This is a genomic window from Argonema galeatum A003/A1, assembly GCF_023333595.1.
Classification (GTDB): Bacteria; Cyanobacteriota; Cyanobacteriia; order Cyanobacteriales; family Aerosakkonemataceae; genus Argonema; species Argonema galeatum.
The window spans coordinates 32135-54800 of sequence record NZ_JAIQZM010000003.1; the positions used below are offsets into that span (position 1 = coordinate 32135).

Below are 22666 nucleotides of genomic sequence, written 5' to 3' on the forward strand. Positions count from 1 at the left end.
ATGGATGCTCAATTACTGGTGTTCTTCTGCTAGAGGACAGGGCGATTATGATTTTTTCTTCCATTACTCTGCGTCGAGCCGTAATGGCTTCTGTCGCCACGTTTGGCATTGTGGGGGGAACTGCTGTTTATACAGCAACTTCTCAAACAGCAGTGACTTTAAGCGGCGCAGGCGCTACTTTTCCGGCTCCCCTGTATCAGCGATATTTTGCACAATTTAGCCAGAAAAACCCAAATATTCGAGTTAACTACCAACCAGTTGGTAGCGGTGCTGGTATTCGGCAAATGATTGCTGGGACAGTGCAATTTGCTGGTAGCGATGTGGCGATGAAAGACAACGAAGTAGGCCAAGTCGGTCGGGGTGTGGTGTTTGTCCCCACCGCAGGGGGCCCAGTCGCAGTTGCTTACAATCTACCAGGTGTTAACAATCTCAAGCTTTCTCGCCAAGCACTTCCCGCCATCTTTTCCGGTAAAATTACCAAATGGAACGATCCGGCAATTGCTGCGGCTAACGCAGGCGTGAATCTGCCTAATCTACCAATTAGATTGGCCGTGCGTGCCGATAGCAGCGGTACAAGCTTTATTTTCAGCAATCACCTCAGTACCATTGACCCCTACTTTAGAGGTCGAGTGACTGCTAGCACCACGCCTAACTGGCCTGGAAACCCTGTGCGGGGTCAAGGTAATCCTGGTGTAGCCCAAAGCGTGAAAAATACTCGCGGCGCAGTTGGCTATGTGGAGTTTGCTTATGCCAAAAACGCTGGCCTACAGACGGCGCAATTGCAGAATAAGACGGGAGCTTATATTGCACCTTCGTTGCAAGCAGCTAATCAAGCTTTGTCATCGGTAGATTTTAACGCCGACTTCCGCATTAACTTTTCTGAAATAGGCGATCCCCCAGCTGGCTATCCCATTTCTGGTGTAACCTGGTTGATGTTCTACAAGCAGTATCCTCAACCCGGTCAAGCAGATGCAGTCAAGAAGCTGGTGCAGTGGGTAATGACTGATGGTCAACAAATCAATGATGACCTCAATTACACTCGAATTCCTGCTCCCATTGCCAACCGGGTGATTCAAGCTGTGAATAGTAGCGTCAAGTAAAAGGTAATTCTAAACAAGGAAGGATAAAGGATAAAGGCGGAATCGCTATTGTGTTTTTCATCCTTAATTCTTTATCCTCTTTGTCAATCTGGTGCGTTACTATCCTTAGAATGATGAAAGAGCAATTTGAGCCAGCCGGAAAACCGGATTCGGGAAAAACATCCTTTGTGAAAAACGGCTTTGACGCTGACTTTGCCCTCACAAATGGAACAGCGGAAAATCTGTGGCTAGACCAAGGGTTTACTTGGTTAGTTCATGGTTTTGCATACGGTACAGCTTTTGTACTTTTCTGGTTATCGTGGGTAATTTTTCAGCAAGCGCAGCCTGCGATCGCGCATTTTGGCTTGGGATTTTTGTGGGGCAGCACATGGAACATCGGTGAGCTAACTTTTGGTGCCCTACCGTTTATATATGGAACGTTGGTATCTTCTGCTCTAGCTTTATTTATTGCAGTTCCCGTAGGCGTAGCGGTTGCTTTGCTAACGAGTGAAGATTTTTTGCCGCCGTGGGTCCGATCGCCCATAGCATTCGTTGTCGAATTAATTGCCGCAATTCCCAGCGTAATTATTGGAATGTGGGGAATTTTTGTTTTAATTCCATTTCTGTTACCCATCCAACAATGGTTATACGATCGTTTCAGCTGGTTTCCACTGTTTAACACGCCTCCTTCTGGCTCCAGTCTGTTAATCGCCGGTATTGTGCTATCAATTATGATCGTGCCCACAGTAGCAGCGATTAGTCGGGAGGTGTTATTAGTTATCCCCAAAGAATTGCGGAGTGCCTCCATGTCTTTGGGTGCTACCCGTTGGGAAACCATCTTTCGCGTATTGTTGCCTTCAGGTACTTCGGGAATTTTAGGCGCATCAACGCTAGCTTTGGGACGCGCATTAGGCGAAACTATGGCTGTAACAATGGTGATCGGTAACTCACCGCAGATCAATTCTTCCTTGCTGGAATTAGCCTCTACAATTCCCTCCGTACTTGCCACTCAATTTGCCGAAGCGCTAGACCCACTGCATATCGGGGCATTAATGTATTTATCCTTGATATTGTTTGTAATCACTTTGCTGGTTAACATAGCCGCTGTCCTCATGGTGCGAGTACTCGGTCACCAACAAATATGAGCCGCTAATTCTCCTTTGCTAACTTGCTCTTCCACTCGCCTGCTTCCTAAAATGATCGATCGCTCCTCCCCCCCTATACCCGAAGATTCATCCCTCGAAGAACTCCAGAGTTCGTTGCCCATAGGTCGAACAATATTCACGATAGGTATGACAGTGTTAGCCTTCGCCCTTACAGGTTTAGCATTATTACCTTTATTAGCAATATTGTTTGCCATTCTGCGCCAGGGTCTTCCTAACCTAAACTGGGAAACTCTCACTTCTCTGCCAGCACCAGTCGGAATGGAAGGAGTAGCCAATGGATTTGCCAATGCCACCTTGGGAACCCTAATTATGGTAGGAATTGCCTCCCTAATCAGCATTCCTTTTGGCTTAATGACTGGCATATTTTTATCTGAATTTGGCAGAAACTCAAAAGTCGCCAGCGCAATTCGCTTTATTACTACTGTCCTCACCGGAATTCCTTCGGTAATCGTCGGCGTATTTGCCTACGCCGTTGTTGTCTTGACAACTGGTGGATTTTCGGCACTTGCTGGTGGTTTTGCGCTTTCCATCCTCATGCTGCCAGTTGTGGCGCTAACAACAGAAGAAGCTTTGAAGCTTGTTCCCACCTCTCAACGCCTAGCCTCTGCTGCCTTGGGTTCCAACCGTTTCCAAACAACCTTTAGAATCGTTGTTGCTACTGCTTTGCCCGGTGTCACTACGGGTATTTTACTAGCTGTAGCTCGTGCTGCTGGCGAGACAGCACCGCTGATCTTTACTGCTCTGTTCAGCGATAACTGGCCTACAGGATTATCCAATCCTACTCCTTCTTTGTCAGTTTTAATATATAATTACGCAAATTCTCCTTTTACCGAACAAAACGAGCTGGCTTGGACGGCTTCTGTCGTATTGGTGAGCTTAATTTTGCTGATCAGTGTTTTATCCCGCTTGGTTACGCGCAGAATAATTAAAAGTTAAAAAAACATTCAGGAAAAGTAATGGATTATAATGCTAGTGATAAGATAGTGGAACGCATCTATCCAGAGGTCAAAGATTTGTCTGCTGTTTCACAATCTGCCCCAGAAGAGTTAATTACCGCTTTAAAAATCCGAAATTTAAGCTGCTATTACGGCGATAAAAAAGCTGTTGATTCAGTATCTATGGATATTTACCAGGGCCAAATAACTGCCATTATCGGCCCTTCCGGTTGCGGTAAATCTACTTTCATAAAAGCTTTAAACCGAATTAGCGAATTAGAAGCGAGGGTACGCTTTGAAGGGGATGTAGAATTTTTTGGTCAAAATATCTACAATCGTCGCGTCAACTTGAATAAGTTACGCCGTCAGATTGGCATGGTGTTCCAAAAGCCCAATCCGTTTCCCATCAGTATTTACGATAATGTTGCTTATGGTATCAGGGTGGCTGGGCGTAAGTCGAGAGCCCAATTGGACGAAATTGTAGAATCGGCTCTTAAGGGAGCTGCTATTTGGGATGAGGTGAAAGATAATCTCAAAAAATCAGCTTTGGGACTTTCTGGCGGTCAACAGCAGCGACTTTGTATTGCTCGTGCTTTGGCGGTGAAGCCGAAAATACTGCTGATGGATGAACCTTGTTCGGCTCTCGATCCGATCGCTACAATGAAAATTGAGGAACTGCTCCAGACTCTCAGGGAGGAACTGACGATCGCTATTGTAACGCACAATATGCAGCAAGCTTCCCGCGTTTCAGACTACACGGCTTTTTTCAATACCGATGAAAGTCGCATCGGTCAGCTGATTGAATTTGGCCCTACTGCTAAAATTTTTACAGATGCTACCAATCCCGGCACTCGCGACTACATTGCCGGTCGTTTTGGTTGATCGGTTAGTCAGCGAGTCATTGCTCAGCTTGTCATTAATAGGACTTCCTGGCTGTTCGTGGTTCATTGCAATGAACCATGAACTCTCTTCAATTGTGATAAATCTTTGTCAAGAAAATTTAAGTTTGTTTTCTTTACAAAAATTTAGTCAAAAGCGTAGATTATATTAAATATAACTTTATATAAGCATCAGTTCGTGGATATAAAAATGAGTCATTGCTCAATCTATTGATGAAAATTGACATAGATCCTCGTGCTTCCGAGCGGTTTCTTAAGACTCGTCAGCTTTATAGAGCGCCAGTCCAGTAGAATTAGTTGACAAAAAAAGCAAAATATGTATTCTGTAGGACTAAGCATTCGGGGAGGAATCGATCGCGATCCTCCACAATTTTTCTATCCGTTCTGCGAAGCAGTTGCCCGTTGCAGTATGCTTCGCCCCACCGAGTGCTTTATAGGCAGGACTTACGCAATATTTCTTGTTTCGCCCCCCTAGCCCCCCAAATCTGGGGGGAATAAAGTCCTGTTCCCCCCAGATTTGGGGGGTTAGTGCGTAAGTCATGATAGGAATTCACACTATGTTGCTTTTGTCAACAGCGATTAATGAAGTGGTTTTCTAGGCCATCAATTTTCGATAGCAATTCAGCAGAATAAACTTTACAAACGAGTGCAGGTAATGAATACTGATTTGGATCGTCAAATTGAACAGGGAACACTGGAATTGCAGCGGCGAACTCTGGAATTGCAGCAGTCATTGGAATTAGCCAGAGTCCTTAAGCAAGTGACAAATCAAATCCGCAGCACTTTAGATTTGCCGACTATCTTGCAGACAATTGTACGAGAAGTTCGGGAACTGTTAAACACAGATAGAGTGGTAATCTATCAGTTTCTGGAAACCTGGAGTGGCAAGGTAGTGGTTGAAGAAGTTATTGATCAAAACCTGTCAATTTTGGGAGAAGTTTACGACCCTAACTGTTTTCCTGTGGAGTATACCTATCAGTACCAAGCGGGAAGGGTTCGGGCTATTGGTAATATACTTGAGGGAGGTTTGAGTCTGTGTCACGTAGAATTTTTACAAAAGATTCAGGTACAAGCTAACTTAGTCGTACCGATTAGGAGAAGCGATTATCTGTGGGGATTACTGGTTGCCCATGAGTGTTACGCTACAAGAGTTTGGCAGGCTGGGGAAATCGATCTGCTGCAACAGTTAGGCGATCAAGCTGCGATCGCAATTCATCAAGCGGAACTATACGATAAAAGCCTTACTGTTGCCGCCACAGCAACGGAGAAAGCTCGACAGCTAGAGTCAGCCCTCGACGAACTGCAACGAACCCAATCTCAACTAATTCAAACCGAAAAAATGTCGAGTTTAGGTCAGCTTGTGGCTGGTATTGCCCACGAAATTAATAACCCAGTAAATTTTATCTACGGCAATCTCACCCACATTGATGAATATGCTGAAGATTTGCTAAACTTACTAGAGTTTTACCAGCAGGATTACCCCGATCCTACTCCTAAGATTCTCAAACAAATTGATGCTATTGACTTAGAGTTTTTGACTGAAGATCTACCAAAGACGATCGCATCAATGAAAGTCGGGGCCGATCGCATTCGCCAACTCGTTTTGTCTTTACGTAATTTCTCCCGTCTGGATGAAGCTGAAAGAAAGCCTGTCGATATTCACGAAGGGCTAGAGAGCGCTTTACTAATCTTGCAACATCGGTTGAAAGAAAAGGCTACTTCTTGTGCTATTGAAATAGTTAAAGATTACGGTAAATTGCCTCTTGTGGAGTGCTATCCAGGTCAGCTAAATCAGGTATTTATGAACGTACTCACCAATGCTATTGATGCTTTGGATGAGGGAATGGGTAAGGGATCGGAAAATACAAATAACCAATTACCAACTATTCGGATTAGCACCAAAGTTATAAAGGATAATCGAGTAGTAATTTGCATTGCCAATAATGGCCCCGGCATTACAGAGGCGGTACGCCGTAAAATATTCGATCCTTTCTTTACAACGAAATCCGTAGGCAAAGGTACTGGTTTGGGATTAGCTATCAGCTACCAAATTGTGGTGGAAAAACACGGTGGAGAATTGAAGTGTATCTCAGCGCCAGGAGAGGGAGCGGAGTTTGCGATCGTGCTACCCTTGGGGAACGCCTACGGCGAATGCGATCGAGATTCCAGTTCAACAGCCACATCATAATGCCTCGTTTAGCAACTAAAATTGAAGCCATTCTCTACTTAAAAGGACAACCTCTTTCAATTGCCGCGATCGCCGAGTATGCTGAATGCAGTAAGGCCGAAGTATCCGAAGCACTGCTGGAACTCATGGCTGACTACGCCCATCGAGACAGTGCATTGGAAGTCGTCGAAACGCCAGAGGGCTACTGCCTGCAACTGCGGACATCATTTCAAAGCTTAATGCAAAATTTGATCCCATCAGAATTAGGTGTGGGAGCTTTGCGGACGCTAGCTGCGATCGCCCTCAAAGGCCCCCTGACTCAAACCGAACTGGTTGATTTGCGCGGTTCTGGAGCCTATCAGCAAGTGCAGGAACTCGTGGAACTAGGCTATATTCGCAAACGTCGCCAAGCCGATAGTCGATCCTATTGGCTACAGGTAACAGACAAATTTCATCAGTATTTTCAAGTGGATCGACTGCCACAGCAGGTGGATGAGCCGACCCAAGCTTAAGAGGCTATAATACCAAATCCGGGTTAACTACCCCCTTTTTATTGAAGCCCGCGCAGGCGGGCTTTGTACGCGCAAGCCGCGAATGAGAGTCGTCGGGTCAAAAAGGGGTTATGCAAGCGGATTTGGTATAACCTGTTCGTTCGGCATCACCACCAAGGAATGTACGGGTTCCCCGCCTCCAAAACCTGCTCCCATCTGTGACTTGTTTAGATTAGAATTAAATGAAATATTTAGGAGCCTCATGGTTTTCAATCCTGACTATTTAAGTTCCGGCACCGAAGATGTCCAAGCCAATCCCCTGCTGACCTATCTACAGCACCAATCACCGGAGGTTTTAGCCCTTGTAGCCAAGGCGGTAAGTCCCGAAATTAAGCAAATTATTTCTCACAACGTTCAGGGTCTGGTCGGGATGTTACCAGGCGAGCATTTTAACGTTCAAATTACCACTGACCGAGAAAACTTGGCGGGTCTGCTGGCTTCGGCGATGATGACAGGCTATTTCCTCCGCCAGATGGAGCAACGGATGCACCTAGAGGAAAGCTTATTAGGCTCCCAGTCGCTGTCGCGAGACTCGGCAAACAGCGAAAAATGGGGTGATTTTAACGCTTGATCCGATCGAACCAGACCACCAACTGGGCGGCAATCGATTTTAGATTCACCCCACCCACAAAGGGATGGGGAATTGGAGATTTTAGATTTATTTGGCCTGCACTAGATGAGGCGCGAACCAAAATCCAAAATCTAAAATCCAAAATCTAAAATCCAAAATTGGATGTCATTCAGTTGGAAAAGCACCGGGCTGGACTTGGATTTTTTGGATTTGACCGTTGCGGTTCACTTCCAGTTCTAAAGAAGCGCCAACAGTGCTTGATTCTACAATCTGCTGCACTTGGGCTGCCTCTAGAACGGGTATACCGGCAATTTTTTGAATGATATCTCCCTGGAGCAAACCTGCTTTAGAGGCTGGTGAGTTTTCCACGACGCGCACAATTAGAACTCCCTTATCCTGGGTAATCTTGATGTTGGTATCCCGACCGAGCTGTTCTTTTAACGCTGGGTTGAGACCCGTCATTTGAATTCCCAAATAAGGATGTTCGGCACGACCTTTAGTAAACAGTTGGTTGGCGATTCGCTGTGCAGTTTGAATGGGAATGGCAAATCCCAGTCCTTGGGCACCAGATCTAATGGCAGTGTTAATACCAATAACTTCGCCGCGATCGTTTAAAAGTGGTCCTCCAGAATTACCGGGGTTGATGGCGGCATCGGTTTGAATGAAGTTAACGCGCTTATCTGGGACGCCTACCTGAGAACTGGAGCGACCAGTAGCGCTGATGATACCAACGGTAACAGTGTTATCCAAACCCAGAGGATTGCCGATCGCGATCGCCCACTGACCCGGAACCAGATTTTCAGAATCCCCCAACCTCACAGTGGGCAAATTCTGGGCTTGAATTTTCACTACCGCTATATCTGTGAGCGGATCGACGCCAAGCACCCGACCATCCAACGATCGACCGTCCTTAAGAGTTACTTTAACTGTGTCAGCCCCTGCCACGACATGGGCGTTGGTGATCAGGCGACCGTCTGGGCTGAGAATGAAACCAGAGCCTGTACCGCGCTCTACCCGTTCTTCTGGTGGGGCTGGCGTCTCATTACCAAAAAAACCCCTAAAGAAGGGGTTCTGAAAAACATCCGGCAATCTAGTTTCCACCCTGCGAGCGGCATCAATGCGTACCACCGCAGGGCCGACCTTTTTAACAGCCTCTGCAATGAAGTTGCCATCATTGGTGGGAATTCCACCTATTATCGGTGCCGGATTTTCCTGGCGCGGAAGTAGTTGCTGTTGGGGAGGCATTGTCAAGGAGGTTTCCCTGAAGCGATCGTCTGCTTGCAGATAGCGACTGCCCAAGACTCCTGCACCGCCGCCAATACTTAGCAACGTTAAATAAAGAATCAGTTGTTTAAAAGTTAAACTCATCTTAATTCCCCCTTGGAGACTCCCGAAGAACCTATACGATTGTTAGCGGTGAGAGTCAAAGGGGGGCAGGGTCTATGCTGCATCACAGATTCCTCCTAGTTTTAGTAAAAAAACCTTTTCGCCCCAAAAGTGGTAATTCTTTTTGGCATACTTGCTGGCATGACAAGATAGGAGCTATCGAGATTGTGCTTGAATGACCCGCAGATCCGTCTAGGAGCCGCTTCGCTAACGATTGGGCGTTTGGTTTGGGATTACTCCCTCTCTGATTTCTCAGGTAATGTTAGCTTTGACAATGTTAGAAGTCGGTACTATCCCAAAGGCACTGGCTTAACCCTTATTTTTAGACCTGTTTAACCTTTAGGTTTTAGAGCAGGGAACTAGCTACGCATTCCTTGGTAAGAACTTTAACTCTTGCTTCTAACGTAGGTATTGCTACCAAAGTCTGGTAAACTCTGGGCTTCTTTCAAAGCCCCCGCTCTATCGGTACTCCGATCCTTCGGTGGGTTGTTTACAGGTCGTCACGCTCAACGACAGGGGCAAAAGTGATAAATCTACTCTAGCTGTTCTAAGCATCACCTTACCAGAGCGAGAAACTTTCTAGGCTCAGAACTCATATAATTTGAGCCAAGTCAACGAGCGATCGCTAAAACTCCCCCAAACCCCCTCAAAGGTTAAAATAATTTAACAAAACGCGGCATCAGACGCACTCATAAGTATTTGAGTTCATGGCTCTTAATCGTTCGTTTCCACTGCTATCAACACTTCTGTGGCTGACTATTTCCCTACTAGGAGCCAAAGCCAATCTCGCTCAAGGAGCAGCAACGGGCCAAAATTGCCCTCAGCCAGCTTTGGATCGCCTGAAGAAACATCTAGTTGCCGCTGGCGAGACTCTAGAAAGTATAGCGAGTCAATACAACCTCATCCCGGCCACCCTGATGGGCATAAATCCGACTTTAAGGCAAGGCGAGGCTCGCGCTGGCACAGAAATTGTCATTCCTCCCTACAATGGCATCCGCGTAGAAGTTCCAGCCGATCGAACCTGGCGAGATCTGGCAGCAACCTACAAAGTCCGTCCAGCACTCGTATACGAGATTAATGGCTGTCAGGAAAATCCCAGAGTAGTCTTTTTGCCGGGAGTAAATTGGTCTCCAGAAGGTTCTGAGGTTGGATTTGAGGATAGCACCTTGAAAGGCTATCCTTTACCCTCACAAGCTGCGGTGGGTTTTGGCTTTGGGTGGAATCTTCATCCAGTTACCCGCAAAGTAGTCTTTCACAGCGGCATCGACTTGCTAGCGACACCTGGAACACCTGTTTTTGCAGCAGGCGACGGTACAGTAGCGTTTGCCGGAGAGCGAGAAGATTACGGCAATTTAGTGGTAGTCAATCATCAGCAAGGACAGCAAACCCGCTACGCTCACTTGGACACTATTACAGTCTCCACCGGACAGAGAGTTCAACAAGGTATGCAGTTGGGAACAGTCGGTTCCACAGGTAAGCCTGACATCAACGTTCCGCATCTGCATTTTGAAGTTCGCTACAACTCAGATTTAGGTTGGGTAGCAGAAGACCCCAAACCTTATATCCAGGCGACTCAAAGCCAAGGCGATCCGATGTTCTCAAGCCAAGAAAAAACAGAGGCAGGGCACCCTTGACGGATGCCCTTAAATATGTATTAGGGAATTGCTATTTTTGCTAACTGTGGCTGTGGCTCTGGTGTCGGTTCCGGCGGGAGCGAGCCAACTAGGGAGCGGTACAATTGGTCGTACTCCTGGGCTGATTTATCCCAGCTGAAGTCCATCCGCATACCCCGCTGTTGCAGTTCGCGCCATTCTTTTTTATACCGGAAGCTCTCCCATGTCCGCACCATAGAGGTGTAAAGGTCTAGCGGTTCATAGCGATCGAAACAGAAACCCGTACCCTCATGGTCCATCGGTTCGTGGTGGGAGACGGTATCAACTAAACCGCCGGTACGACGCACAATTGGTACACAACCGTAGCGCATCGCCAGCATTTGGCTAATCCCACAAGGCTCGAAGCGACTGGGCATCAAGAAAGCATCAGTACCCGCGTAAATCCGTCTGGCTAAAGCATCGCTCTGAAGGATGTAAGCTGACATCCGACCACGGTAACGGGTGGCAATCTGCCACATTTGGTTTTCGTAATAAGGATCGCCCAAGCCCAAAACAACAAATTGTGCGTCAGTGTAGGCCATGAAGCGGTCTAGCACCTGAATGATTAAGTCGATGCCCTTCTGTTCTACCAAACGTGATACCAAACCAAACAAAAAGACGCTACCGTTCACCTCTAAGCCCAGTTCTTCCTGGAGAGCAACCTTGTTGAAACGGCGATCCTCGATCGTATCAACAGTGTAATTTTTGGCTAAGTGTTTGTCCGTCGCAGGGTCGTAACTCTGAGTGTCGATCCCGTTGAGGATGCCGTTTAACTTACCGCTGACGTAGGATAACAAGCCTTCCATCTGTTCGCCGTAAGCAGGGGTCTTGATCTGGTCGGCATAAGTGGGAGAAACGGTGTTTACCCAGTCGGCAGACTGAACGGCAGCGGACATTGTATTATGACCCTGCATATACCAGGGGCACCAAGTAATCTGCTCTAACCGCCAGCGCCACGGCCCTTGATAAGCCAAGTTGTGAATTGTGAAAATGGTTTTGATGTCCGTGTCTTCCTGCATCCACACTGGAATCATGCCGGTGTGCCAGTCGTGACAGTGGATAATATGTGGCTTCCAATAGTTCCAGGCAAATTCAGCGGCCCCATTGGCAAACAAGGTGAACCGCCAATCTTCATCATCTCCGTAGTAGATGCGGCGCGGCCAGAAGGAGGGATGACCAAATAGGTACAGGGGTACATCGCTATTTGGAAAGACCGTCTCGTAGACAGCGAAGTTTTGCATCATCGCTGTGCCATACCAGATAGGCGATTTTGGTATGTCTATTTTGTCGGGCATAAAGCCATAGTAGGGCATGAATATTCGGACATCATGCCCCATTTTTTTTAGGACTTTGGGTAATGCCCCGACGACATCCCCCATGCCGCCTACTTTAGCCAGGGGTGCTGCTTCAGCTGCAACAAATAGAATCCGCATCTTAGTTTTTCGCGTTCCCTGCAATGGTTTGTTACATGATAGTTTGAACCTGTGCTTATGTTACGGCAAAGGGTGTCGCTTCAAAAGGGGAGTAGGGGTCAGGAAGCATTGGGGAGGGAGAATATATGGCTCTTCCGTACTTACTATGCTATTTGAGCTTTAGGGGAGAGGGGGAGAGTGGGAGAGGAGAAAAGAAATAAAAATGTTCTTAACTCAACAAAAGCATAGCAACTCCGAAAGAGCCGAATATATACGCTTCCCCCAGTTAAGAGTCCGTTTATTGGTGTCTGACTTCGGCAATGATTCGATCCAATATTTCTTGGGCTCCCTGTTGGCGTAAGCGTTGTGCTAGTTCTATGCCTAGTTTTTCAGCTTCGCTAACAGTACCGCTAATGATATCTTTGATTAACTGCTTGCCATCGAGACTGGCAACCATTCCGGTTAAGGTAAGGGTGTCGCCTTCAATTTGGGTGTTAATGCCGATCGGCACTTGACAACCGCCTTCTAGTTCTCGTAAAAATGCTCTCTCTGCGTAGCAGCGTTGGGCGGTGGGAGCGTGTTCTAATACTTTGATTAAAGATAGCACTTCGGTGTCGTCGCTACGGCATTCGATCCCCAAGGCTCCTTGTCCGACTGCGTGGAGGGATATTTCTGGTGGGATGATTTGGTGGATGCGATCGGCCATTCCCAATCTTTGCAACCCCGCCACCGCCAAAATAATCGCGTCGAACTCACCCGCATCCAGCTTCGCCAGTCGCGTGTTCACATTACCCCGAATATCTTTAAAAGTCAAGTGAGGGAAGTGGTAACGCACTTGCGCTAGTCGTCGCAGGGAGGATGTTCCCACCACAGCACCCTCTGGCAAGGTGTCTATTTGCTTATCTTTGTATTTTTCATGCACTACGAGGGCGTCTGCTGGGTTTTCCCGTTCGGTGACGCAACCTAAAAATAAGCCTTCTGGCAATTTGGTGGGCAAGTCTTTGAGGGAATGGACGGCAAAATCTGTCTCGTTATTGAGCATTCCCACTTCGAGTTCTTTGGTGAATAGTCCCTTATCCCCAATCTTAGCTAAGGCGACATCGAGTATTTTGTCGCCTTGGGTACTCATGGTGTGGACTTCAAAGGTTCTGTCGGGAAAGTGTTTCTGGAGTTGTTCTTGCACCCAATAGGTTTGCACTAACGCGAGTTGGCTTTTGCGCGAAGCGATGCGAATGGTGCGGGGAGGAGCGGAAACGGCAGGGGACATAAAGCTGTGTTGTCCAAGGAGCGTGTAAAGTCACTTTATCTAGGCTACCGCAGCGTGGGACTTCTATATTAGAAAATAAAGCAAGTGAGAATAGTTATGTTTGTGTTGAAGTATCCTGTTGAGCAAACCGATCCGCCTCTCTCTCCCAGGGAAACTCTGCCCACGATGTACGATCTACCTAGCGAAGACCCAGAGGAACCCGGTTTGCCTGACGAATTTCACGATTTGCAACCTCAACTGCTGAGTTTCACTTTCCGTCCGCAGAACTATTTCCCCGATCGGGTATTTTGCGGTAGTGACATGAACTTATATTACGATGTTCGTCACCAAAACTGGTATAAACGACCCGATTGGTTTGGAGTTGTGGGAGTACCGAGGCTTTATGACGAGCAAGATTTACGCTTGAGTTATGTAGTTTGGCAAGAAGGAATTAGTCCTTTGGCTGTGGTGGAATTACTGTCCCCCGGTACAGAGAAGGAAGATTTGGGAGAGACACCTAGTGAGGTGAATAAATCCCCAACTAAGTGGGAAGTTTATGAGCGGATTTTGCGAGTGCCTTACTATGTTGTATTTAATCGTTATACTAACCAGCTACGAGCATTTACTCTCTCATCTGGTCGTTATCAAGAGTTAATTTTGACTGAACCAAGAGTTTGGATGACGACTGTTGAATTGGGTTTGGGATTGTGGCAAGGAGAGTATCAAGGAATTAATCGGTTGTGGTTGCGCTGGTATGATGTTGAAGGAAACTGGATTCCAACTGATGCTGAAGCCGCACAGCAACAAGCCGATATCGAGCGACAACGAACTCAAGAAGCCGAACAACGAACCCAAGAAGCCGAACAACGCGCTCAAGAAGCCGAACAACGCGCCCAAGAAGCTGAGCTACGCGCTGAATATCTAGCTCAGCGGTTGCGAGATTTAGGGATAGAACTGTAGTAGTTAGCAGGAATAGTTCTGAGGATGGTGCGATCGCTTTTACCAAGGAGATAGATTTAGTTGAGAAGTGCGATCGCATGAAATTAACCGCTCAAGTTATTTGAGGCAGGACAATCGCCCCAACTGACTCTAATGCTTTAATATATATCAATTAAGTTTCTAAAGTATCTGGGAGGTAAAAATGATCAAAAAAGATGTTGAAATTTTGGAACAAATCGCTCAACTTATAGAAAATCTACCAAGCGAACACCTGCTACATCAGGCTAATACACAATACCAAATTGATGAATGGCATACCATGAGAAAAGGGAATGGTATTATTGCTGAATGCTGGAGAGCAGAGTTTATTGTTGGACAGGGCGATCCAATTGCTCAAGCTTTAGACAACAAAGAGATTGACAAACTGAAGTACGATGGTATTTGGCTGCTGGTTAGACACTACAAGAGTTTGTGGGAAATAGTTCAACTAGCAGAACCCGATGTCAAAATAGTACATTCTGGTTTGCGAGCTACTTTGTTCTTTGCTGCGTGTTTTTCTGTGCAGCTACCCGAACAGTTCCTTAAGCTTTTTAGGAAAATACTGGAGAGCGAATATCCTTTTAAGTCCGCTTACGATCTGTTTGCAGAGATTTTAAAAGAAACTGAAAATGATAGATTTTCAGTCTGCTTACGACCTTATGAAGAAATTTCAATGGCTAAGGGTAAAAATGGATTTAAGCAAGTAAGGAGATTTGTTGATAAAGGAATGGCAGATGGGTTTTATCCTCGACTAAATCAGATAGAAACGCAAAAGCTAAAAAACAATTTCGCTTGGGAAAACTTCAATGTTTCATGGATGCCAATGACACTCGTGGCAGCTCAATTTGCGGCGCAGATCAAACCTTCACTGAGAGATAAATTAACCGAGTTTAACGAATTAACAGTAAAAATGTGTCGTTTAGGCGCTATTGCCTGCCGAAAACCGGAATCAAAAACATGGCGAAAACAACGTTCATTCGCCTGGATAAACGGGAAAAAGATTTACGCCTCTAAGATTGGTGGAGTCTATCGCGCCAGTTAAAAAAACTTTACATCTGTATCGCAATTCGTCCACTGGTGGGAAAGCAAACCTATGTTGGGAATGTAAACCCCAAGCCATACAGAGGTGGACTTTTCGATGATTCAGATATTAGTGCTGACAAAAGAGGAGATTGACATAGTTATCCGGCTGAATCAAAGTTACCAGAATCAAATTCAAGAGCTTCAATCTCAAGTAGATAAGCTGAAAGCAGAAAACAATAGTTTGAAAATGATTAATCGCGAACTGCAATGGCGTGTAGATCCCTATTCTTCAAATGGGGATGCTGTTTGCGATTCAGATTGGTACATGACTTAGACACGACAAGGCCCGAAACCCGGTTTCTTCATAGATTTATCGTCGCAAAACCTACGATTTCTCATAGAAACCGGGTTTCTTTGGGTAAGTCCTATGGTAGTTGAAAATTCAGTGTTTTCCAACCCTGTCTCTAGTAGCCAGGGTTGTTTGTTGCATATAAAAAATTTAACGTCTGCCAGCTTGGATTGCAGAATTTGCTATTTGCACAGTCTCTGCTTCCCGTCCGTTTTTAACTGATACTTGATACACAACTCCTTGATTTTGCCATTGAACTGTGGCTGTGCAATATGCACCGCAACCGTTGTGAAAAATGCCTCTGGTTCTCCCAGCTAGTTGAATGTTTTTGAATGTTCTCGTTACTCCTTGTAATGGCGTTATTAATTGTCCGCCTTTTTCAGCTCCGATCGATCCAATATTGCAAACTGTTACTCCCTGGCAATTGGCGGTGCGATCGAAGTAGACATCGTATCCATTTTCTGTCACTTGGGGATTAAAGTAAAGCCGACCGGGAAATGGTACGCCACTGGGAAGAAATATCGGCACTTGGGTTTTGCCTTTGATTTTGGCGAGGATTTGGCGAGTGGGTACGGTGGTATTAGATCGCTGGGCGATCGCGTTTTGTGGTATTCCTACATTAGCTGCTGTGATGGTAAGGACGATCGCAGAAGTAGCAATAAATTTTGTTAGCATTTTTTCAGGATTTAGTGTAATATGTTGGTAGGCTTTCCGGGCGGTAATGAGGAGCGATCGCTTACGGTATGTTAGGCGGTCGCCACCTCACACCAGAAATGGGAACGATTATCTGTTATTTACGGAATCCAAATATCTCTCCAAGTCTTTTGTTCTTTGCTCCGTGACAGTTGCCAGACAGCCACTATAAATCATGGGAGCCATAGTTCCTCCCTCAACTTCACTTCTTTCAAAAACACAACTGGCATCTCGAAATCTAAGCCAAGCCTGCTGTGCTGTAACTAATTTTTGTTTTCGCGCAGCTGGCAACTTGGGCAGCAGTTGCTGATAAACTTGATTCAGCTTTCTATCTGCATTCTGATAGGATATTCCGGCACAAGCGTTCATTTCGCTTTGAGTTTGAGGATCGTTGCAGTTAGGCTGTTGAGCTACCCGCACGTCTGCTAAGGCAGCTATTCCCAAACCGAAGAAAGTTACAGTGCTTGCTGTTGCTAGTAAAAATTTACGCATAGTCAATGTTTTATTCTATGAAAGTTATAACATAGCAGAACGCGATCGGATTTCACCCGATCGGGTCAGGATCGCACTCCCTAACCATTAGGACATGACTGCGCCTATTAAACCGATAAATCTATTTGAGTACGAAACCCTAGCCGCCAAGCATCTATCTCAGATGGCACTAGACTACTACGCCAGCGGTGCGTGGGACGAAATCACCCTGCGAGACAACCGTGCCGCATTTGAGCGGTACAAACTCTGTCCCCGAATGCTGGTAGATGTAAGTCGGCGCGATTTAAGTACGACTATACTGGGTCAATCTCTCCAGATGCCAATTCTAATCGCGCCGATGGCTTTCCAGTGTCTGGCGCATCCAGAAGGAGAAATTGCCACTGCTAAAGCCGCCGCCAAGTTGGGAACGGTGATGGTACTTAGTACCCTGGCGACAAAGAGTTTAGAGGAAGTGGCGTTAGCCTCGAAACAAACGGAACAAGAAGCTTCTTCAATCGAAAATCGATTCTGGTTTCAATTATATGTACATCGGGACAGAGGTCTGACGAAGGCACTGGTAGAACGCGCCGATGAAGCTGGTTATCGGGCGCTTTGTCTGACGGTCGATGCTCCCGTTTTGGGGCGGCGGGAGAGAGATCGGCGCAATCAATTTGCTCTGCCAGCAGGTATGGAACTTGCTAATTTGGTCACTTTAACAGATTTGGAGATTCCCTACAATCCGGGCGAATCGGGTTTGTTTACCTATTTTTTAGAGCAGCTGAATCCTGCGTTAACGTGGAAAGATTTGGACTGGTTGCAATCTATTTCGCATCTACCTTTAGTAGTAAAAGGAATTTTGCGGGGAGATGATGCGGTGAGGGCGGTGGAACATGGAGCTAGAGCAGTAATAGTTTCCAATCATGGGGGGAGACAATTGGATGGAGCTAGAGCATCTATCGATGCCCTCAGTGAAGTGGTTGCCTCTGTAGGGGACAAAGCAGAAATTCTCGTTGATGGCGGCATTCGTCGCGGCACAGATATCCTCAAAGCCTTGGCTTTAGGAGCAAAAGCAGTATTGTTGGGACGCCCCGTATTGTGGGGATTAGCTGTTGGCGGAGAAGCTGGTGTTGGGCACGTACTCGAACTGTTGCAAGATGAATTGGATATAGCAATGGCCTTGAGCGGCTGTGCTAAATTACAGGACGTTGACCCCAGTTTGGTAGTGCGGTTGTAGAGAGGCGTAGCGCCAATACGTACACCACCCACTCGCGTCCCACTTCACCCTAAATAAGGAATTTGGAGCGAGAGAAGCTTTTGGTTTTAACTTTTGTGCTAAACTCTCATAAGACTATTGAATTCGGTGTAGTGTTTGTGGTTGGTATTGATAATGATATTGACAGGCTTCTCTCCGAATTTCAATTGTTACTTCTATCTGATTTCGGAGATTTTCCATGTCAATTTATGTAGGTAACCTATCCTACCAAGTTTCGCAAGAAGAACTGACCAAAGTTTTTGCCGACTACGGAACGGTCAAGCGGGTTCAAATACCCGTTGACCGCGAAACTGGTCGCTCTCGCGGTTTTGGTTTTGTGGAAATGGGATCGGATGCTGAAGAAGCAGCTGCTATTGAGGGTCTTGACGGTGCTGAGTGGATGGGTCGGGATCTAAAAGTTAATAAGGCTAAGCCTCGCGAAGACACAAAACCTGCTGGCGGTGGCTGGGGCGGTAACAGTCGGGGTTCTAGAGAACGCTACTAATTAACTTAAGTTGCTAGTAATAGGTAATGGGTACGTTGTTGCGCTAAAGCGCTTTAGCGCAATAACGTACCTAGTAACTACTAAGTTCCTTAATCATATAACTACAGGACTTACGCAAAAACCTTGATTTTGCCCCCCCGATCCCCCAAATCTGGGGGGAGAAAAGCGTAAGTCCTAAACTAGCAACTTGCGTTAATTATACTCAGCACGGTCTGTGACCGTGCTTTTTTTATCCCTGTAGGGGCTTTCGCATTCCGTCAAAGATCTTTGGGTTCAACCAACAAATTATTCACGGAATGCTTCGCCCATTTATGCCCGTGCGAAGTATATTTAGATTTCAGATTGCACATTTCAGGCTAAAAATCTGACTCTTTCGGAATTGTTATGCTTTTGTTAAAAAAAATAACATTTTTATTCTCCTGCTCCTCTGCACAAGCGCTCCCCTGCACAAGCGCTCAAATAGCATAGTAAATACGGAAGAGCGGTTATTATACCATATAATGACAAAATTAGACACCTTATAGCCTCAATTCATCCTAGACGTTGATGAGCATCCTAATTTAGGAATTTTTTTTGTGAACAAGTGTAAAGAAATATGAGTTTTCCATTATCCTTTGATTAAGAAAGACATATTTTATTGTCCACACTTGAGATACTGGTAAAAAAGCCAATGCAGCAGCATATTTTTGTAAAACGACTTTTGGCATCCATTGCAGCCTTTTTCCTGGCGGCGACTCTTTGGGCTCAAGCGCCCGCAGCCCTAGCATACGACAACCCAGAGTTACTGCCTGAGATCCAGACCCCAATCATCGACCTAGCCAAATCCCTGACCGATATTCAGAAAGAAGCGCTTGCTGAAGATTTAGAGAAATTCGAGGCGCAAACAGGCTGGAAGCTGAGAGTTTTGACCCAATACGATCGCACACCCGGTCGAGCCGTCAAAAACTATTGGGGACTAGATGACAAAAGCGTCCTACTCATTGCCGATTCGCGGGGCGGCAACATCCTAAACTTCAGTGTCGGGGACGATCTGTATCAGTTTTTACCTCGTACCTTCTGGATTGAGTTGCAAACTCGGTTCGGCAATATGTTCTTTGTGCGCGAAGAAGGCGAAGACCAATCAATTATTCAATCTTTAGAATCCATCAAAACCTGTTTGTTAAGGGGCGGTTGCAATGTAGTGCCGGGACTGCCGCAAGAACAGTGGATTCTTACCTTAGTTAGCTCGATTGTCGGTGGAGTAATTGCTGGATTCGCCGCTCAACCACGCAAACCAGGACAAATAGTGGCTTGGCAATGGGCTTTAATTTTCTCGCCCTTATGGGGAATACTGTTTATTTCCTTCGGCATTGGCCCAGTTGTCACCCGAACTTCCGAGTGGTTGCCTTTATTTCGGAATGTGGCAGGCTTTATGATTGGTGCCTTGGTTGCCTACCTCTCGCCAATGTTAGCCTCTAGTTCTGAAGGTTCCAGTCGCTAACTACCAAATATCGCCGGTGAAAGCTTGTTAGTTCGAGTATCGCTCATGGCAAAAATGCCATTTTTTTCTGCTAGAGAGTGATAATCCTTCGATGAAGGGTATCGTATGGGTAGGAATGGATAGGGTGGTCAGGACTGGCCATGTCGATGCCCGAACAATAGCTGCCGGAGAAAAGTCATGGAATGGCACGTCACAGATGCCCAAAGTTTGGCAATAATCGATCGCGAAATCGGCGATCATGTTTTTTCACCAGCGGAATACGAGATTGTCCGTCGAGTAATTTACGCAACAGCCGATTTTGAATACAAATCCTTAATTCGTTTTTCAGAACGAGCCTTGCAAGCAGGAGCCGCAGCGTTAGCGGCTCGCACCACCATTGTCGTCGATGTGCCAATGGTGCAAGTTGGCATCACACCGAGTATCCAAACCACCTTTGCCAACCCCGTGTACTGTAGCATGGACGCCCTGACACGACCCCAAAGGGAAAAAACTCGTGCTGCGTGGGGAATTGAAACTTTAGCCAGACGCTACCCAGAGGGGATCTTTGTGGTGGGCCATGCCCAGACGGCTCTCACTGTACTGGTAGAATTAATTGAGGCAGAAGAAATTAGACCCGCTCTCGTGATTGGCACCCCTGCTGGTTTTGTCGATGCGGATGTTGCCAAAGAGCGACTGCAAGAGTCGCTGATTCCCCACATTCGCACAGAAGGTCGCAAGGGTAGTGCAGTGGTAGCGGCTGCAATTGTCAACGGACTGGTGGATTTGGCGTGGCAAGCTTACGGGCAAGAGGGGGCGGTAGGGGTTTAGAAAAGGTTAGAATCGAGAAAGAATTATCTAAAAATAAGCCTTAGTAAAAATCGGGGGTCTGGGTGAGCCAGTTATCCAGAGAGGAGATTTTTCGAGAGATTGATCAAATCGTCCAAAATTTCGGCATTTATGACTGAAATTTATGAAGCTTTGTCAAAAATTAAAAGCAGACCGGGAATGTATATTGGTAAGCCTTACATTAGTATTTTGCGGCATTTTTTAGTCGGCTATCAATTTGCTCGTAGCGAATTAGGAATTGAATTAACTGAAGAAGAAGCGGATTTTTACGAACATTTCCATGATTGGATACAGCGACGGTTTAACGTGCGGACTAATAATTCTTGGGCTAATATTATTTTGCTATTTACTCGCGATGAAAAGGATGCTTTCGAGCAATTTTTTAAGTTGTTAGATGAGTTTAAGCAGCGAGATAAGAGTTTGGATGGGAATGGGGATAAAGCGGGGAAAAGTTATATGGTGGTTAATGGTAAAAGATCAAAAGGGGCATGATGCAAGAACTCCTCACCAGCAGGACAAGACTGATATGAGTCAGAACTACAGAATTTATCTTGATGCCTGCTGCCTTAATCGTCCTTTCGACGATCACACCCAGCCTCGTATTGCATTAGAAACCCAAGCAATTCTTACCATCTTAAGACAATGCCAGTCAGGACAATGGAAACTCATCACCAGCACGGCGTTAGATGTAGAACTAGACCAAACCCCTGATTTAGAGCGGCTTAAGAACGTGAAAGCAATTCTGATGAGCGCTAAAATCAAAGTTATCAGTAGCCAATTTATCGAGGAGCGATCGGTAGAACTTCAAAAACTCGGATTTTCTGGCTACGATGCAACTCATATCGCTAGTGCTGAACGAAGCCGCGCCGATATATTTTTATCTACCGATGACAGGCTACTTAGAAAAGCTCAAAGAAATATGCAAGCCATCAATGTAGCCGTTGACAATCCAGTGCAATGGCTGATGAAATCCACACAAGTTGAGGACGATGATAATGACTAAAACCCAACAGGAAATTGTTCGACAAGGGTATCAAGCATTAGTCGATGCTTTAGGTGTTGTTGATACAATTCTGTTTATTCAGCACTTCAGCCCTGGTCAAGGAAACTATACCCAGGAACGCCATCAAAGGCTAGAGCTAACTTCCTTACAAGATATTCTGACATTAATGAGGCAGCGTCGAGAAGACGATCCAGATCGGTACGATGAAATTATTGAATAGCGATCGAGTTTCTGCTAAAATTAATTGAAACATTTATAATGATAAAATAATATACCTCACTGCCGGGAATTGACTATGGTTATTGCGGTACAATTCCAGACCTATACCGTAGAAGAGTTTCTTAACCTAGACCTACCTGAAGGACAGGAATACGAACTTATCGACGGAAGGATCTCTCCTATGGCTGAACCTTCAGGGGAACACGAAAATCTGCGTTCCGAACTGATGGTAGAATTGCGAATGGAAAGCAGACGCCGCCAACTCGGACTGCTGGTGCATCCAAAACCCGTACTGCAACGCCGGGCAAAAAGATACTCGCAAACCGGACTTGATTGCAATTAATCGTGATGCTTGGAATCGCCAGACTCAATCAGAAGCGGTATTGAAAGAAGCACCTAGCATTGTAATTGAAATTGTCAGCACGAATTGGGAAGAAGACTATCGGAATAAACCGTTGTGGTATGCTGCTTTTTGGGTAAGTGAGTTGTGGATTGTTGACCCGTTGTTTACTGTTGAGCGTTATCCTAACCGCAAGAATCCGAAAATTGAAGAACCTACGATTTCGATCGGACAGTTGGTGAATTCGCGTAGTATTTTAGTGGAAAGGGAATATGAGTTTCAGAGTTTTATAGGGAAACAGAGGATTGAGTCGCGGTTTTTCCCAGATTTAGAGATTACTGTTGAGGAGATTATTGGTTATGGTCAGGGGATTTGATATTGTTTTGTATGGATAGCGATCGCACTTGGTTTTGGGATGTGCGATCGATTACAATCTAAATTTTAAGAATTGCGTAGTTTAAATA

The 22666-nt window shown here is 45.9% G+C and carries 25 protein-coding genes; 20 read left to right on the plus strand and 5 right to left on the minus strand.

The features are described 5' to 3' along the window. Positions 1 to 47: 47 nt before the first annotated feature. The 7 genes from pstS (at position 48) to LAY41_RS04900 (ending at position 7368) form a co-directional block, all read left to right on the plus strand. On the plus strand, positions 48 to 1100 hold the full coding sequence (pstS, locus tag LAY41_RS04870) for a phosphate ABC transporter substrate-binding protein PstS (RefSeq protein WP_249094770.1): 1053 nt from the start codon (positions 48 to 50) through the stop codon (positions 1098 to 1100). A 110-nt stretch (positions 1101 to 1210) separates the two neighbouring features. Then, positions 1211 to 2224, plus strand: a complete 1014-nt coding sequence (pstC, locus tag LAY41_RS04875) for a phosphate ABC transporter permease subunit PstC (RefSeq protein WP_249094772.1) — start codon at positions 1211 to 1213, stop codon at positions 2222 to 2224. A gap of 147 nt (positions 2225 to 2371) precedes the next feature. Then, the gene (gene pstA / locus LAY41_RS04880) at positions 2372 to 3181 is read left to right on the plus strand and encodes a phosphate ABC transporter permease PstA (protein ID WP_249094774.1); all 810 of its coding nucleotides are present in this window, start codon (positions 2372 to 2374) and stop codon (positions 3179 to 3181) included. A 20-nt stretch (positions 3182 to 3201) separates the two neighbouring features. Beyond that, the gene (pstB, locus tag LAY41_RS04885) at positions 3202 to 4062 is read left to right on the plus strand and encodes a phosphate ABC transporter ATP-binding protein PstB (protein WP_249094776.1); all 861 of its coding nucleotides are present in this window, start codon (positions 3202 to 3204) and stop codon (positions 4060 to 4062) included. A gap of 672 nt (positions 4063 to 4734) precedes the next feature. Beyond that, complete coding sequence (locus tag LAY41_RS04890; protein ID WP_249094778.1) at positions 4735 to 6267, plus strand: sensor histidine kinase; 1533 nt, start codon at positions 4735 to 4737, stop codon at positions 6265 to 6267. Next, positions 6267 to 6758 (plus strand): SMC-Scp complex subunit ScpB, encoded by a 492-nt coding sequence (gene scpB, locus LAY41_RS04895; protein ID WP_249095264.1) that lies wholly within the window; start codon positions 6267 to 6269, stop codon positions 6756 to 6758. Before LAY41_RS04890 ends, scpB begins: the two co-directional genes overlap by 1 nt. Before the next feature lie 241 nt (positions 6759 to 6999). Further along, positions 7000 to 7368 (plus strand): DUF760 domain-containing protein, encoded by a 369-nt coding sequence (locus tag LAY41_RS04900; protein WP_249094781.1) that lies wholly within the window; start codon positions 7000 to 7002, stop codon positions 7366 to 7368. Positions 7369 to 7533: 165 nt separating this feature from the next. On the opposite strand, the gene LAY41_RS04905 is transcribed toward LAY41_RS04900, so the two are convergent. Beyond that, complete coding sequence (locus LAY41_RS04905) at positions 7534 to 8736, minus strand: HhoA/HhoB/HtrA family serine endopeptidase (RefSeq protein WP_249094783.1); 1203 nt, start codon at positions 8734 to 8736, stop codon at positions 7534 to 7536. Positions 8737 to 9461: 725 nt separating this feature from the next. Between LAY41_RS04905 and LAY41_RS04910 the strand changes: the two genes are divergently transcribed. Continuing rightward, on the plus strand, positions 9462 to 10388 hold the full coding sequence (locus LAY41_RS04910; protein ID WP_249094784.1) for a LysM peptidoglycan-binding domain-containing M23 family metallopeptidase: 927 nt from the start codon (positions 9462 to 9464) through the stop codon (positions 10386 to 10388). A 20-nt stretch (positions 10389 to 10408) separates the two neighbouring features. Here the strand turns inward: LAY41_RS04910 and glgA are convergent, their stop codons facing one another. Next, positions 10409 to 11839 (minus strand): glycogen synthase GlgA, encoded by a 1431-nt coding sequence (gene glgA, locus LAY41_RS04915; RefSeq protein ID WP_249094786.1) that lies wholly within the window; start codon positions 11837 to 11839, stop codon positions 10409 to 10411. Positions 11840 to 12116: 277 nt separating this feature from the next. Continuing rightward, the gene (gene hemC, locus LAY41_RS04920) at positions 12117 to 13085 is read right to left on the minus strand and encodes a hydroxymethylbilane synthase (protein ID WP_249094788.1); all 969 of its coding nucleotides are present in this window, start codon (positions 13083 to 13085) and stop codon (positions 12117 to 12119) included. Between the two features lie 96 nt (positions 13086 to 13181). Between hemC and LAY41_RS04925 the strand changes: the two genes are divergently transcribed. The 3 genes from LAY41_RS04925 to LAY41_RS04935 all read left to right on the plus strand — a co-directional run bounded on the left by LAY41_RS04925 (position 13182) and on the right by LAY41_RS04935 (position 15399). Next, positions 13182 to 14024: a Uma2 family endonuclease gene (locus LAY41_RS04925; RefSeq protein WP_249094790.1), complete on the plus strand. Its 843-nt coding sequence runs from the start codon at positions 13182 to 13184 to the stop codon at positions 14022 to 14024. 181 nt (positions 14025 to 14205) lie between these two features. Further along, positions 14206 to 15084, plus strand: coding sequence for a hypothetical protein (locus LAY41_RS04930; protein ID WP_249094793.1), 879 nt, complete (start codon positions 14206 to 14208; stop codon positions 15082 to 15084). 96 nt (positions 15085 to 15180) lie between these two features. Continuing rightward, positions 15181 to 15399 (plus strand): hypothetical protein, encoded by a 219-nt coding sequence (locus LAY41_RS04935; RefSeq protein WP_249094797.1) that lies wholly within the window; start codon positions 15181 to 15183, stop codon positions 15397 to 15399. A 165-nt stretch (positions 15400 to 15564) separates the two neighbouring features. Here the strand turns inward: LAY41_RS04935 and LAY41_RS04940 are convergent, their stop codons facing one another. Both LAY41_RS04940 and LAY41_RS04945 read right to left on the minus strand, forming a co-directional pair. Beyond that, positions 15565 to 16089 carry a hypothetical protein gene (locus LAY41_RS04940; RefSeq protein WP_249094802.1) on the minus strand — a complete coding sequence of 175 codons (525 nt, stop codon included), beginning with the start codon at positions 16087 to 16089 and terminating at the stop codon, positions 15565 to 15567. A 108-nt stretch (positions 16090 to 16197) separates the two neighbouring features. Continuing rightward, entirely contained in the window at positions 16198 to 16599 is a 402-nt protein-coding gene (locus LAY41_RS04945) for a lysozyme inhibitor LprI family protein (RefSeq protein WP_249094803.1), read from the minus strand. 94 nt (positions 16600 to 16693) lie between these two features. Here LAY41_RS04945 and LAY41_RS04950 point away from each other — a divergent pair, with 94 nt between their 5' ends. From LAY41_RS04950 to LAY41_RS32170, 9 genes are all read left to right on the plus strand, one after another. Beyond that, positions 16694 to 17812, plus strand: coding sequence for an alpha-hydroxy acid oxidase (locus LAY41_RS04950; RefSeq protein ID WP_249094805.1), 1119 nt, complete (start codon positions 16694 to 16696; stop codon positions 17810 to 17812). Between the two features lie 217 nt (positions 17813 to 18029). After that, a complete protein-coding gene (locus LAY41_RS04955; RefSeq protein WP_249094807.1) occupies positions 18030 to 18335 on the plus strand; it encodes an RNA recognition motif domain-containing protein in 306 nt (101 codons plus the stop codon). A gap of 670 nt (positions 18336 to 19005) precedes the next feature. Then, positions 19006 to 19815, plus strand: a complete 810-nt coding sequence (locus tag LAY41_RS04960; RefSeq protein ID WP_249094809.1) for a TPM domain-containing protein — start codon at positions 19006 to 19008, stop codon at positions 19813 to 19815. Positions 19816 to 19992: 177 nt separating this feature from the next. Continuing rightward, the gene (locus LAY41_RS04965) at positions 19993 to 20622 is read left to right on the plus strand and encodes a precorrin-8X methylmutase (protein ID WP_249071625.1); all 630 of its coding nucleotides are present in this window, start codon (positions 19993 to 19995) and stop codon (positions 20620 to 20622) included. Positions 20623 to 20751: 129 nt separating this feature from the next. After that, positions 20752 to 21132, plus strand: coding sequence for a hypothetical protein (locus LAY41_RS04970; RefSeq protein ID WP_249094812.1), 381 nt, complete (start codon positions 20752 to 20754; stop codon positions 21130 to 21132). A gap of 34 nt (positions 21133 to 21166) precedes the next feature. Further along, complete coding sequence (locus LAY41_RS04975) at positions 21167 to 21643, plus strand: PIN domain-containing protein (protein ID WP_249094814.1); 477 nt, start codon at positions 21167 to 21169, stop codon at positions 21641 to 21643. Beyond that, complete coding sequence (locus LAY41_RS04980) at positions 21636 to 21863, plus strand: hypothetical protein (protein WP_249071632.1); 228 nt, start codon at positions 21636 to 21638, stop codon at positions 21861 to 21863. The genes LAY41_RS04975 and LAY41_RS04980 overlap by 8 nt, the downstream gene beginning before the upstream one ends. A 75-nt stretch (positions 21864 to 21938) precedes the next feature. Beyond that, complete coding sequence (locus tag LAY41_RS32165; RefSeq protein WP_275973923.1) at positions 21939 to 22205, plus strand: Uma2 family endonuclease; 267 nt, start codon at positions 21939 to 21941, stop codon at positions 22203 to 22205. Next, positions 22192 to 22578 carry a Uma2 family endonuclease gene (locus LAY41_RS32170; protein ID WP_275973924.1) on the plus strand — a complete coding sequence of 129 codons (387 nt, stop codon included), beginning with the start codon at positions 22192 to 22194 and terminating at the stop codon, positions 22576 to 22578. Before LAY41_RS32165 ends, LAY41_RS32170 begins: the two co-directional genes overlap by 14 nt. Positions 22579 to 22666: the final 88 nt, after the last annotated feature.